General features: G+C 41.3%; 13 protein-coding genes. 11 read left to right on the top strand and 2 right to left on the bottom strand.

Annotated features, from left to right (window positions below):
* Positions 1 to 91 precede the first annotated feature (91 nt).
* The 10 genes from JZO85_RS11550 (at position 92) to JZO85_RS11505 (ending at position 11,408) form a co-directional block, all read left to right on the top strand.
* The gene (locus JZO85_RS11550; protein ID WP_207108683.1) at positions 92 to 856 is read left to right on the top strand and encodes an ATP-binding cassette domain-containing protein; all 765 of its coding nucleotides are present in this window, start codon (positions 92 to 94) and stop codon (positions 854 to 856) included.
* Positions 853 to 2,514, top strand: a complete 1,662-nt coding sequence (locus JZO85_RS11545) for an ABC transporter permease subunit (RefSeq protein ID WP_207108682.1) — start codon at positions 853 to 855, stop codon at positions 2,512 to 2,514. The genes JZO85_RS11550 and JZO85_RS11545 overlap by 4 nt, the downstream gene beginning before the upstream one ends.
* A gap of 80 nt (positions 2,515 to 2,594) precedes the next feature.
* Complete coding sequence (locus JZO85_RS11540) at positions 2,595 to 3,569, top strand: extracellular solute-binding protein (protein ID WP_207108681.1); 975 nt, start codon at positions 2,595 to 2,597, stop codon at positions 3,567 to 3,569.
* 11 nt (positions 3,570 to 3,580) lie between these two features.
* Entirely contained in the window at positions 3,581 to 4,675 is a 1,095-nt protein-coding gene (phnW, locus tag JZO85_RS11535) for a 2-aminoethylphosphonate--pyruvate transaminase (RefSeq protein ID WP_207108680.1), read from the top strand.
* The gene (gene phnX, locus JZO85_RS11530) at positions 4,665 to 5,486 is read left to right on the top strand and encodes a phosphonoacetaldehyde hydrolase (RefSeq protein ID WP_207108679.1); all 822 of its coding nucleotides are present in this window, start codon (positions 4,665 to 4,667) and stop codon (positions 5,484 to 5,486) included. Before phnW ends, phnX begins: the two co-directional genes overlap by 11 nt.
* A 734-nt stretch (positions 5,487 to 6,220) precedes the next feature.
* A complete protein-coding gene (locus JZO85_RS11525; RefSeq protein ID WP_207108678.1) occupies positions 6,221 to 8,437 on the top strand; it encodes a glucosaminidase domain-containing protein in 2,217 nt (738 codons plus the stop codon).
* A 16-nt stretch (positions 8,438 to 8,453) separates the two neighbouring features.
* The gene (gene lepB / locus JZO85_RS11520) at positions 8,454 to 9,020 is read left to right on the top strand and encodes a signal peptidase I (protein ID WP_207108677.1); all 567 of its coding nucleotides are present in this window, start codon (positions 8,454 to 8,456) and stop codon (positions 9,018 to 9,020) included.
* An 18-nt stretch (positions 9,021 to 9,038) separates the two neighbouring features.
* On the top strand, positions 9,039 to 9,782 hold the full coding sequence (locus tag JZO85_RS11515) for a hypothetical protein (RefSeq protein ID WP_207108676.1): 744 nt from the start codon (positions 9,039 to 9,041) through the stop codon (positions 9,780 to 9,782).
* Between the two features lie 18 nt (positions 9,783 to 9,800).
* Positions 9,801 to 10,910, top strand: a complete 1,110-nt coding sequence (locus JZO85_RS11510) for a coiled-coil domain-containing protein (protein ID WP_207108675.1) — start codon at positions 9,801 to 9,803, stop codon at positions 10,908 to 10,910.
* A 177-nt stretch (positions 10,911 to 11,087) separates the two neighbouring features.
* Positions 11,088 to 11,408 (top strand): DsrE/DsrF/TusD sulfur relay family protein, encoded by a 321-nt coding sequence (locus tag JZO85_RS11505; protein WP_207108722.1) that lies wholly within the window; start codon positions 11,088 to 11,090, stop codon positions 11,406 to 11,408.
* 46 nt (positions 11,409 to 11,454) lie between these two features.
* On the opposite strand, the gene JZO85_RS11500 is transcribed toward JZO85_RS11505, so the two are convergent.
* The gene (locus JZO85_RS11500) at positions 11,455 to 11,865 is read right to left on the bottom strand and encodes a hypothetical protein (RefSeq protein ID WP_207108674.1); all 411 of its coding nucleotides are present in this window, start codon (positions 11,863 to 11,865) and stop codon (positions 11,455 to 11,457) included.
* The gene (locus JZO85_RS11495; protein WP_207108673.1) at positions 11,850 to 12,302 is read right to left on the bottom strand and encodes a LytTR family DNA-binding domain-containing protein; all 453 of its coding nucleotides are present in this window, start codon (positions 12,300 to 12,302) and stop codon (positions 11,850 to 11,852) included. Before JZO85_RS11495 ends, JZO85_RS11500 begins: the two co-directional genes overlap by 16 nt.
* A gap of 296 nt (positions 12,303 to 12,598) precedes the next feature.
* On the opposite strand from JZO85_RS11495, the gene JZO85_RS11490 reads away from it, so the two are divergent.
* Entirely contained in the window at positions 12,599 to 13,030 is a 432-nt protein-coding gene (locus tag JZO85_RS11490) for an effector binding domain-containing protein (RefSeq protein ID WP_207108672.1), read from the top strand.
* Positions 13,031 to 13,257 lie beyond the last annotated feature (227 nt).

The following is a 13,257-nucleotide window of genomic DNA, read 5'->3' as shown; positions in this document are numbered from 1 at the left end:
AGGCGCTGGTGCCTTCATGCTTTAGTAGGAATTGGCGCAATAGGCTTCTGACTGAAACAATGTTCCTTATCATAAAAAAGGAGAGATAAGTGTGTTAAAACTCGAAAACATCACGAAAAAATTTCAAGAAACGACAGTACTAGAGAATATCAATTTAGAAATTGAATCTGGCGAGATCGTTTCTATACTTGGACAATCCGGCTCTGGAAAGACTACCTTGTTAAATTTGATACTAGGCTTGGAAGAGCCTAGTGAGGGAGAAATTTTCTTTAACGACAGCAACATTACACATACGTTGATGGAAAAACGACCATTCAATATTGTATTTCAAGATTATGCGTTGTTCCCTAACTTAACGGCCTATCAAAATTTGACCTACGGATTGCGCAACAAAAAAGACTGCTCGACCAAAGCGGAAGTAGATGAACTGATCCAATTATTGAATTTGGAAAAACATCTGGAAAAACCGATCCATCAATTATCTGGTGGGCAAAAACAGCGGGTGGCTCTTGGGCGGACCTTAGTGATGAAGCCGCAGCTGCTTTTGTTAGACGAACCGCTGAGTGCGTTAGATGGAGTAATCAAGGAGTCAATCAAAGAAAAAATTCAAGAGATTGCTCGGAAGCTGCATTTGACTATCGTAATCGTTACCCACGATCCAGAAGAGGCCTTGACGATGTCTGACAAAATCGTAGTACTCGATGAAGGAAAAGTTGCACAATGCAGTTCGCCTGTTGAAATCATGAGCGAAGCTTCCTGTCATTTCGTCGAAGAATTTATCGTCAATCAATTAGCCATCAAACAACAGAATATTCAACAAATTTTTCAACAATCTATGAAAAGAGTGGCATCATGAGAATCTCGTTTTCAATAAAGAAGTTGATCAGCTGGATCGTATTGGCGTTTTTCTTCTTGTTTCTAGCGTATCCAATTATTCAGATTATCATTACCGCTTTTCCACAAACGGATGGCGAGAATTTGCCTATCTTCACACACGATTGGCGCATTTCTTTTGCTAATAGCTTGAAATATTCTTTGGCGGCGACGAGCTGCTCGACGATCTTAGGATTTTTCTTGGCTTACGGGAATAATTTCACTCGAATCGATCGAAGATTCTTAAAAGTGAACGAAAGCATCCTTCATTTTCCGATGCTTTTGCCAACGATCACTTATGGATTTGTTCTGATCTATGCCTTTGGGAAACAAGGCTTGTGGAGCAAGGTTTTTCAACAGGAACTGTTCCACATCTATGGGTCCATCGGTATTTTATTAGGCTTTATCATTTATACGCTGCCTCCGATCTTTATTTTGATTAATAATTCGATGAAATATTTGGATACACAATTATTCATCGTTTCTCGCTTGATGGGAGATAGCTGGTATCGCTCGCTTTATAAAACGATTCTGAATCCATTGACGCGAGTTTTGGCTGTCGCTTTTCTGCAGGGCTTTTTCATGTCCTTTACCGATTTTGGGATTCCTAGTGCAGTCGGCGGACAAACGCCATTTATCACTACATTATTATATGAAGGATTTATGGGGACGATCCCTAATTTCCAATTTGGTTCTTTGGTTGCCCTAACGATGCTGCTGCCATCAATCATCAGTATTCTGGTTTTGAATCATTTACAGAAGAAGGTGGTGCGCTACGAGCGGCCGCGACAAGCAGCGATTAAAAAGAACCCTGCGAGAGATTGGTGTTTTCGACTGCTTTATCTCGGTTTGTCCTGCTTCATTTTAGGGGTATTTGCAGTTCTGATCATCATTCCAATGGTAACTAATTGGCCTTATGAGCTGACACCAACAGTCAATAATTTTACTCGCTTTATTCAAGATGACAGCTTGGTTCTCACCTTGAAAAATTCCTTGCTGATGGCATTGTTAACAGCTGGAATTGGAACGATCATTGCCTATTCAGCAGCGATTATGACATCAAGAGAGCACAAAATTCGTAAAATTAATCAGGTCATTGACAGTATCGCGACGATCACGAATTCAGTCCCAGGAATGGTCCTGGGGGTTGCTTACTTATTACTATTTAGCGGCACCCAGTTGCACAACACCTTGATGGTATTAGTCATTGTCACGATTGTTCATTACTTCTCGACACCGTATCAAATGGCTAAAGAAGCGCTGCAGAAGATGAATTTGAATTGGGAGAATACTGCTAAATTAATGGGGGACAGCTGGCTGAAAACGGTCTGGCGAATCTTGATCCCCAATTCTAAAGTAACGATCGTGGATATTTTTGCCTATTACTTTTTCAACTCGATGGTTACAATCAGCGCTGTGATCTTCTTAACCAGCGCGAACACAATGGTTATTACCGCCAAATTGAAAGAACTGCAGCACTTTGGCCGGTTTAACGATATATTCATGCTTTCCTTGTTTTTACTAGTGATTAATTTAGTGATGCAGGGAATAACACACGCGATAAAAAGAATGCCCGTTTCATTATTTTCGGCTAGGAAAGGAAAGAAGCAGCAAACAAAAATGACGACAATTCAAAAGTAACCATCATTCATAGTAAAAGGTATAGAGGAATGGTGTACGGTTTGAAAATCAGATTTAAATATGAAAAAGGAGAATGATCAATGAACAAAAAGAAATTAATTGCTTTACTTGGAGGCCTGCTTTTCGTTCTATTATTAGGCGGCTGCAGCAAAGGCGACGCAGCAAATGGGAAAGTGACGATCTACACCAATGCGGATGAAGAACCCGTGGAAGTGATTAAAAATGTTTTAGATAAAAATGGCTACAAGGGAAAATATACGCTGCAATCCTTTGGTACTTCAGAGCTGGGCGGTAAGCTTTTAGCAGAAGGAAAAGACATTGAGGCTGACTTAGTAACGATGAGTACCTTCTATTTAAATAGTGCTCAGAAAAAAGAAGACATGTTTAAAAAACTGGAGCTGCCTGTCGATTCGTTGACGAAGATTCCAGACTATATCGCGCCATTCACAGTACAAGAGGGAACGATTTTTTACAATACTGATGTAATGAAGGAAATGAAGCTGCCAGTTCCTGCAAGCCTAAAGGACTTAGCAGATCCAAAATACAAAGATGCGCTATCTATCTCAGATATCAAACAATCCTCTACAGCATGGCTATTGTTTCAAGCATTGGTCGATAACTATGGACAAGCTGAAGCAAAAACAATCCTGCAGGGAATCTATAAAAATGCCGGCGACCACTTAGAAAGCTCTGGCTCTGGGCCATTGAAGAAGGTTCGGTTAGGGGAAGTAGCAATTGGTTTTGGCTTACGACATCAAGCAGTCAAAGATAAACAGGACGGACTGCCGATTGATTTTGTGGAGCCAACAGAAGGAACCTACACGTTGACAGAATCTCTAGCAGTGATCGATAAAGGAAAAAATACCAATCCAGAAGCAGAAAAAATGCTGAATCTGATCTTAGAAAAAGGGCGTAAAGACTTATTGGAAATTTATCCTAGTGCGCTGTACAAAGGCGAGACTGTCGACCCTGAACAGGAAGCGAAGGATCAAAAGGTATTTCCTAACGAATTAACAGCTGAATTATTAGAAAAACATCAAAAATTGGTTGATTAAAGGGGTGCAGCATGGACTATAAATTATTAACACCGGGACCGTTGACGACGACAAAATCAGTCAAACAAGCAATGATGGTCGACCACTGTACTTGGGATCTGGAATACAAGACGATTACCCAAGAGATTCGTCAAAAATTGCTGTCTTTGGCGGGAGTATCAGAAACAGAATATACGACGATATTGATGCAGGGCAGTGGATCATTTGGTGTGGAATCTGTCTTGAGTTCAGTTATCGGGCCAAATGATCACGTGTTGATTTGTGTGAATGGCGCATACGGTCGCCGAATAGTTAGTATGAGTGAGCGTTACAAGTTGACTCATACAGTCTATGAAGTCGCTGAGGATGAGATTCCTCAGGCGACAGCTATTTCAGAAATGCTTGAAAAGGATCCCTCTATTACAGCGATTGCGATGGTCCATAGTGAAACGACTTCCGGTATTTTGAATGAGTTAGAGGAGATAGCGAAGCTTGCCGAAGACAAGGGGCTGTTGTTCATTGTGGATGCGATGTCTAGCTTTGGCGGAATTCCGATTGACGTTTCCGCGTTATCCATTGATTTCCTAATCTCAAGCTCGAACAAATGTATTCAAGGGGTTCCTGGATTTTCCTTTATTTTGGCAAAAAGAGATCAGCTGGAAAAACGCCGAAATTATGCTCGAACGGTATCCTTAGATCTGTATGACCAATACGAAACGATGGAAAAAGACGGGAAATGGCGGTTTACTTCACCTACCCATACAGTTTTAGCCTTTCATCAAGCATTGAAGGAATTGGATGAAGAAGGCGGCATCTATCAAAGATATATGCGATATTTGACCAATAATCGACTATTGCGGCAAAAGATGGAGGAGCTGGGATACCAGCCGTTTATCACAAAACATCAAGGGCCATTTATCACTTCCTTCTTGTATCCAAAGCAGGCGGCCTTTGATTTTGACAATTTTTATCAGCATTTAAAACAAAATGGTTTTGTGATCTATCCAGGAAAAATCAGTACGGTCGATTGTTTCCGTATCGGAAATATTGGTGATATTTATCCAGAGGATATTCATCGTTTAGTAAAAGTCATTGAAAATTATACGGAGGTGGCATATGCCGGTTAATACAATTATTTTAGATTGGGCAGGAACAACCGTTGACTTTGGTTGTATGGCTCCTGTTGAAGCGTTCAAAAAAGCGTTTGAAGAAAAAGGGATTCAGCTTACGGACAGAGAAATTCGAAAACCAATGGGGATGCTCAAAAAGGATCATATCAAGCAGCTGCTTTCACTTGATAAAGTAAAAAAACAATGGATAGAGCTTCACGGACGTCCTTCAGCAGAAGCGGATGTATCAAGTATTTATCAAGACTTTGAAAAATATCTATTTGCGGATTTGGCGGAAAACAGCCACCTCAAGCCAGAAACCAAGCAAGCGATGAAAAAAATTAAGCAGCTCGGTTATAATATCGGCTCGACGACCGGATATACCAAAGAAATGATGGCTGTCGTTTTTGAAACGGCCAAAATGGAGGGCTATCATCCAGATTATGTTGTGACCCCAGATGATGTCGATTCATTAGGGAGACCATATCCGTTTATGATTTTTGAGAATATGCGCCATTTTCAAAATCGTTCGATGGAGGAAGTAATCAAGGTCGGAGATACTATCACAGATATCAAGGAAGGAAAAAACGCTGGTGTATTGAGTATCGCAGTAACAGAAGGCAGTTCAGAAATGGGACTTTCACTAGAGGAGTATAAGGGTCTCTCGAAGGAAGAGATGGAGCGGCTGAACCAGCAGACGGCTGAAAAATTTTATCAGCAGGGTGCCGATCTTTGTGTGAAGAACCTATTAGAGTTAGCCGAAATTTTACAAGAGCGTTCCACCATTCAAAAACTGCGAGAAAAGAAGAAGGAAGCAGTTACCAACTAGAAGAAAACACCGGCTTTTATAGTCGGTGTTTAGTTGTTTTTTATGGAGAATATAACAGTAGGACGGATTATCCAAAAAGTAAATAAAAAAAACAAAAAAAGAATTTTTATCGCGCGGCTGTTTCCATGAATTTGAAATATAGCTAGATGTAAGCAATCTCAAACTAGAAAGCGGATACAAATCCCTTGGCTGCTTATTTTTATCCAAAAATTAAATTTTATATTTCAAAAATGGCTGGGACATTCCTTATAAATGCAGGTAGAATAATATTGTAACCAATGGTGTGCGCAATGAAGGTGTTTTCTAGGTTTTACGAGACTGCTGGAAGGGTTTCTAATCGTGAATTCCTTTAGTCGTTGATCACCTCTCGTGAAAGTCCATAAAAAAACAAAAATACATAAGAGATCCGGTCATTGTAATTATTACTGACAGCATGCTGAAGGTTGATGGAATCAGTAAATCTTAGCATCTTTCTTTATAAAAAGAAGCCAATTTGCCGTGAATCAGTGAACGATTGTGACTTATCAGAAGCTATTTAAAGTCTCAGCGATGAACGGCGCAGGATGCTCAGCATTCACTGGTAATTTTTACAAGGTGGATGCATCATTACCGAAGTTTGAATCAAGGATGCGGATTATTGTCAGCATCCTTGATTTTTTTTCAAATCATTGGTTGCCCCAGTATTTCCAAAAAATACTTAGCGTTATTCAGGATAGAAAGAAGGGGAAATGTTCATGAAAAAGATTGTTATGGCAATTTGTGGGGTAGTAGTGTTTTGTTGGGGAGCTGCTAGCCTGCGCAGCGGGGCACTAAAAGCCGATAACTTGCTTCAGGAATCGTCTGTTGTGGAAAGAACAGTCCCGGAAAGTTCAACGGTTGCAGAACCAGCAGCACCGGAGGCTCCGGCAGCACCAGAACCGATTCAAGAAACTCCGACGCCAGAGCCATCTGCAGATGAGCCATCTGGGGATGTGTCAGAAGCACCGAGCGTAAAGGAGCCGACGGAAAGCGCGCCGGCTGAGGAGCCTGTATCGGAACCAATACCTGAAAGCAGTACAATCGAACCGTCAAGCAGCGACAGTTCAATTACGGAAAGTTCGACTAAAGGGGAATCGACAGAAAGTTCGACGAGCGGGACCTCTGGGAGTCAGACATCCAGCTCCACTGCTTCCAGCACTTCTAAAAGTGATACTTCGACTGCTAGCAATACTTCAAGTAGTACGACAAGTTCGAGCAGCAGTTCAACAGGGACGACAACAACGAGTTCTTCTACTAGTCAGGAGCAGCCGAGTACACCATCAGCCCCGTCTGCACCAGGTTCAATCCCAAATCCGGCACCAAGTACGCCTACACCGCCGGTCCAGAGTGAGCCCAAAGTTCAAGCGAGTGCGGCTGTTATCCAAGAGACTCCGGCTGCTTTTTCAGAGACGAGTACATTGCAGCTGCCAAGTGAGTTGAAGACAGCGGAAGTGGCACAATCAGATCTGAAGGGCTATGAGCTGCCGTTGCTTTCGAGCTTCGAAAATAAAGCACAAGCGGCGTTGATCTATGATGGAATCAAGAAACTAGGCATTGAGCAAGAGCCTGATTTTAATACAGAGCATTTAGCTGCTAAACTATACAGCGATCTTTTTGGAATTGAAATCACCGGGACACCTGAGAAGCAGGCGGACGAAATCAGTGTCGGCAGTTTGCTTTACCGAAAGAAGGACGATCAGCTAGAAATGATCGGTGTTTCCATCGGAAAAGACTATTACTTAACGGCTGAGGATGTGGAGGTAGAGGTTTCCCCAGACGCAACGAAGATAGAAGCGAATGAGGATATAGAGTCAAGTGAGAATGATAATGAGCAGAATAACGAAGAATCAGATAAAAAGGAAAAGCAGCGGCAAGTCGTTCTTCAGCCGATGGATATCGATGAAGAGGTGTTCGTTCAGACTTTGCCAGACGTTACATTAACTGAATATGGTCAAACAATTTTGGCCGAATATCCCGCTTCGATCAACTTCACAGAAAATGAAGCCTCGAAGAAATTCATTTCGACGATTGCAGAAGATGCGCGCAAGCTTGGACAAGAATACGATGTTTTTGCTTCAGTAATGATTGCTCAAGCGTTGCTGGAAAGCGGTTCTGGCAGCAGCAGCTTGTCGCTGCCGCCAAATTACAATCTGTTCGGAGTGAAGGGAACCTATCAAGGACAAGCCGTTTCGATGGCAACTCAAGAGGATCGTGGAAATGGCGATTTGTATTCTATTAATTCCGCTTTTCGCAAGTATCCAAACTATGCGGCTTCATTAGGCGATTACGTTCAATTGCTAAGGGGAGGGATATCTGGTAATGACGGCTATTATCAAAAAGCCTGGCGTTCTACCGCGAAGAATTATTTACGCTCGACCCATGCGCTGACTGGGACTTATGCGACAGACACCTCCTATGATAGAAAGCTGAATTCGATCATTGCAGTCTACAATTTGACGCAATACGATCGTGTAAAAGTTGATCAATCATCCGGCGTCTTTATTAAAGGCAAGGAGGAGATTCCCAAAGAATATCGCTCCATGATGCGTTATCCAGATTATAACGGGATCAATTACAATACTTCCGGTTCATACCCAGTTGGTCAATGTACGTGGTACGCCTTTAACCGTGTGAAGCAGTTAGGAAAGAGCGTCGATGACTTTATGGGCAACGGCGGTGAATGGGGGACAAAAGGAAAAGCCTTGGGATATGAGGTCAGCCGTGAGCCTAAAGCCGGCTGGTTGATTTCCTTCACACCAGGCACAGCTGGATCAGATCCGCGCTATGGTCATGTCGCTTTTGTTGAAGTGGTTCGACCAGAGGGGATTTTAATCTCAGAAGGAAATGTATATGGCGGTACAGTGATTTCCTATCGGGTGATCGATGCAAACTTAGCCAAATCTGATTTAGTAACTTATATCAAAGCAAAATAAAGGGGTGCCATCACTCGTGGCAAATAAGCGACACGAACACGCAGAGGATTCACCGTATGACAGGAGGACGATACTGTTAACCATTGTTCTTCTCATCATTTTATCTGTAACGATGCTGTTTGTTATGAGAGGACAGTTACAAAAGCGCTATAGTGTTCATACGATTTCTGGGACTTCGATGGTTCCAGCATTGACTGAAAGAGATCAGGTTCTAGTAAAAAAAAATGTTCAGATCCAGCGCTACGATATCATTGCTTTTTCAGTGGATAAGGAAGAGGGGATGTTTGTCAAACGTGTAATTGGATTACCAGGTGACCGTTTGTTTATCCGAAATGATCGCATGGTGTTAAATATCGGCGAACAAGGCGATTTTGAAACCACGAGCACGTTTCACCTATCGCCAACTGTAGCGGATGAGTTTCAAACATTAAACAAAATTCCAGAGGACGTTTACTTTGTGATCGGCGATCATGTAGACGTTTCTAAAGACAGCCGCACATTTGGTTTCGTTCATCAGGACGCAATCGAAGGAACTGTCCAATTCCGTTTTCCGGCGATTCATCTCGCTAAGGTGGAAAACTAAAAGAAAAGGGGTAAACACGTGATAATCATTAATTGGATTTGTGCAGGGCTCATTATTTTAGTGCTCTTAGTATGGCTATATCGGATGGTTATCAATGTTCGATTGCAGCTGATTAAACCACCAAGAGATGCATCGACGACTTTTCAGCGGAAGTTGGATTATGTCAAGCAAATACAACAGACAAAGCATGTTTCGGCTTTATTATTCATCACCTTCTGTTTAGCGGTGGGGTTGTTCTTGACCACGTACAGCCTGTTTCAGGTACAAGATCAGCTGTATGCGGTCAATGAACAAAACAGCACGTTAAGAGACGATGTCCAAGTAATGAAAAAGGAACAGAAAAAGCTGATCAATAAACTGCCGGTCAAAGAGTATCCGCAGGAAGGAATCGGGTTGCAGGATTATGCATGGGCTGAGCTGTTCTCCGATGATAGCCGCGAAAAACAATACGCGATGGAGAGTGACCTTTCCAACAAACTCAGTCCTTACTTTGGTTTGCCGACGACGCTGATCGTCTTAGATATACCGACTCAAACATTGAACATTGCTTTGGCGGGAGAGTTAACCAGTGATAACAATCGCAAACAAATCAAGGATAATATCAAGGCTTTTGCTGCTGAAGCAGAGAAAATAGCGAATTTGACACAAATCACTTTCCAGTTGAATGTAAGAGACGGAGAAAAGCAGAAACAAGATTATAGCTGTACTTTCTCTCGTGAGAATGGAGAAGATAAATTTGTAATGATTCAAGAAGAAGACTAACGGAAAGAAGGGGAAAAAATGGTAGCACAACAAAAGAAGAGCGGATGGTTTTTCAATAAGAACATTATCGATGAAATCAATTCCGTTCCGGAGGAGAAAGTGGAAAACGAAGCACCGGCACCAACACAGAATCAGGCAACTCCGCCTGCACCAGCTCAAGCTCAGCCAAAATCTGCTCCTGCATTAAAGATGGTCTCTGATAATACTGTTCCAGAGTCACCAGAGAAACAAGCAGAAGAAATCAAAGAACTGAAACGTTTGATTTTTGAAAAAGAACAGGTTTTACAAAAGTATAAAAAGGAAATGTCTGCTCAAACCCAACAATTGACGAAGGAAAACGAGAACTATCGCCAATCCGTTTTACGAATGGGTGAGGAAAAAGCACAAAATCGTCGACAAATTCAAGATTTGGAAGCCGAGGTTCAGAGGGCACGGCAAGAGGTCCAGCGTCTAAAAGAAACGCAAGAGCTGGATAACTTGAAGCAGCAGCTGGAACAGGTTCAGGAAGAAAACAAGAAATTAAAAGACTCGGTTGAACACTTAGCTACGGTAGAACAGGAGCTGGAAGAAATTCACGAAGAACATCACGCACTGGTTGCTCAGCAAAAAGATGAAGAAATCCAGCGGCTTGAAAAAATCCATCAATTGGAAGGCCAGATCAATGATCTTATTTCAGAGATCAATGAGAAGGACGAGCAATATTCTCAACTCGATAAGGTGATTGTAGAGAAGGATCAAGTGATGGATCGTATGATCGAAGAACAAGCGGCTAAGGAAGTTCAAGCCAAAGAGACTGCTGAACTGCGTGAAAAGGTTGCAGCACTTAAAGCTGAGAATGAACAGCTAAAACAAGAAGCCGTTTCGACTCAGCAAGAAATAGGAGAAGTATTGGTCTCGGCACGGAAACAAGCCAATCGTATGGTGGAAAAATCTAAGATGGATGCTCACCGTATCATTGAAGAAGCTAAAAGAGAGTTGGCACTGATCAATGAACAGGCGAAAGAGATTTCCGATGAAGTCGTTGAATCACGCCAATCTGTATTGTCATTGTATGAAGAAATGCAAACCCGAGTAGATATCCTTGCGCAAGGAAAAATGCAGGAAAATGTCATCGAATCAAAAGAATAACGAGTAGTTTAGACTAAGGTATCAGCGAGTTTGTGCGGGTACCTTTTTCTATGTTCAAATAGAAAATAGTTTATGTTTTGAGTAGATTGTTTTTGATATTTGAAACCGCTATACTTTAAGGTGATTAGGATCATGGACAATCATTTTTTCAATACTCATGATAAAGGAGCGGATGAAATGAAATTGGCGATTATCTTGGAAACAAAGGAGCACGAAAAAGCCTGGAATGCTTTTCGCTTTGGTGTGGCAGCACTGAAGAAAACACATGAGGTCAAATTTTTCTTGATGGGTGAAGCTGTAGAGGTCGAAAGTATCGAAGACGAGCAATATGATGTGCCGGCTGAAATGAAGAAGCTGGAGGAACAAGGAGGCGAGCTGCTGGCTTGCGGGACCTGCCTTAAATCTCGCCAATTAGAAGATCAAACCTCCTGTCCGATTTCGACGATGTTTGATTGCGTGGAAATGGTAGAATGGGCTGATAAAATCGTGACATTCTGATAATGAAAAAAAGATCCCAGACTTGGATAGCCAGTCTGGGATTTTTTTAATGATTCAATTGATTCAGGTTTGCTGCCATTTTTTTATTGTCGAGTTTGGAATAGAAATAGAAAGTAATGATATGCAAGACTAACGTTAATAACAATACTGCGAGAAAGAATGGGCGAATCAAATCAAACATCTGAGTCGAATAAAGATAGACTGCGGTATACCCGCAAAATGTATTCACTAGCGTGCAGATAATAATGTTAATTGAAGCTTTCAACGTAGAGTAGTTCCACAGATAGGGGTAGATCACACCAAATACTAGACCGATCAAGAGGCTGATTCCGATTAAGTGCCAAATGTAATTAAATGGCACCTGTGAAAAGAAGTCGGTGATGGAGCAAAGTATCGTGATCCAAATTAGTGAACTAAAAGCGGCTTGAAAGAAATTATTTTTTAATTGTTTGAACATGAGAGTCTCTCCTTAATATTTTTGGCGTAGTGGCGACTGACAACATAAGCAGTACTTGTTTTAGTATGAACTTCTAAACGAGCGTGTTCTCCTAATTGGAAAGATTGAACCGCTTTTAGATTTAACATTTGCGAGTTATTGATTCGATAGAAATTTTGACTTTCTAGATAGCTCAGTTCTTTGAGTCGTTTTTGCAGAATGTAGGTCTGCTGGTTCGGCAAATTCACTCTGACCAGATGGCCCATCGTTTCAAATGACTCGATTTGATGTAACGGAATTTTGATTGAGCGATTGTTTTTTGGATCGACTGCGACGATTTCATGAGCTTGATTTAAGTGCTTTTCAAGCTGCTGCAGCTTCGTTTTATTTTCAGGATTTGCGAAGATATCTATTTCATTTAATGCTTTTTCTTTCACCCAGGTAAAGTTGATATTCATTTGTTGCCTCCTTTGTGACTCTAGCATAGCAAGTAGTGAGGATAGAGAGAACCTTTTTTTCGTTTGTTGCAATAAAAGAGGCATTTGTTGCATAGAGCCATTGAAATTGCACAAGAAAAAAGAATAAGCAAACACGGCTTTCTACTATAATTTAGGTAGAGACGCTACTAACAGTGACTTTTCCTTATAGGCATCTTTATTGCATCGATTCAGTAATCGGCATATATTTACCGTGTAGTAAGTGAATCATAGATTTTTTGCTGGGGATAACTAAAAAAGAAAGAAGGAAGCTAGTTATGTTGAAGTTAGTAGAGAGAGAAGCTTTAACGATTCATGGTTGGATCACGACTCTGCAGTCGACGAATTCATCAGAGGAATTGGCTGAGATGAGTAAACAAAAGATGCAGGCTAAAGAAAAATATGCTTCAAAGGTCGAGGGCGATTTGTATGCAGTAAATGCAGTAATTGACGGCGACCGTTGCTATTTGATTGGAAACGCCGAGGAGGAAGAGGCGCGCCCATCAGCGTTTAATTTGCCAGCTGGAACATACGCAGGCTTTGAATTAAGCTACACTGATCAAGTGGAGCTGGATCAATTGATCGGTCAGACCTATGGTGAATTGATGCAAAATGAAGAGTATCAGATTGCTGGAAATTTTAATCTAGAGGAATATACTAGTGTTGGGAAGCTGACATTTTATGTGCCAGTTAAGAAGAAGGCACAATAGAAAATAAGAGATGTATTATGAAGGAACTGCTAAGCAATTATTGCTCGGCAGTTTTTTTTGCGACTATGATTCAATGATCATCTCTGTTTTATGGACTACAAATAAGAAGGATATTTATAAAATGAGTTCCTAAAATTCTTTTTTTTAACAGTAAAAGATATAATCGGATTATATTAAAATTTTTGTTGAATTTAATGAAATGAGAGCGTATACTCGTGATTATTGGG

This window comes from Candidatus Enterococcus murrayae, from assembly GCF_017315985.1.
GTDB classification, from domain to species: Bacteria; Bacillota; Bacilli; order Lactobacillales; family Enterococcaceae; genus Enterococcus_A; species Enterococcus_A murrayae.
Note: the sequence above shows the minus strand (reverse complement) of the source record. Positions and strands in the feature narration are given on the sequence as shown.